The sequence below is a fragment of the Christiangramia aquimixticola genome (assembly GCF_048285835.1).
In the GTDB taxonomy this organism is placed as follows: domain Bacteria; phylum Bacteroidota; class Bacteroidia; order Flavobacteriales; family Flavobacteriaceae; genus Christiangramia; species Christiangramia aquimixticola.
This window is the reverse complement of the sequence record NZ_JBLVTL010000340.1, coordinates 1-279: the sequence shown is the minus strand read 5'-3', so window position 1 is coordinate 279 and position 279 is coordinate 1. Positions and strand designations below refer to the sequence as shown.

Below are 279 nucleotides of genomic sequence, written 5' to 3'. Positions count from 1 at the left end.
CTTGATGATTTCATCTACGGCTGCAGCACCTGCACCTTTGATGGCCGCCATCCCAAATCGGATTTCTCCGGCAGTATTTACCGTAAAACCACTTTTGGATTCGTTGACATCCGGTCCCAAAACCGGAATGCCCATTCGCTTACATTCTTCCATGAAAAAGGTCACCTGAGTGATGTCATTCATGTTGTTACTTAGCACAGAGGCCATGTATTCGGCTGGGTAATGTGCCTTCAGATAGGCCGTCTGGTAAGCAATCCACGCATAGCAGGTAGAGTGCGA

1 protein-coding gene is annotated in these 279 nt (G+C 48.4%); it reads right to left on the bottom strand.

Annotation, left to right across the window (positions count from 1 at the left end; translation table 11 throughout):
- A partial coding sequence (locus tag ACNKXV_RS14740) for a helix-hairpin-helix domain-containing protein (RefSeq protein ID WP_417908449.1) occupies positions 1-279 on the bottom strand: 279 nt, incomplete at both ends.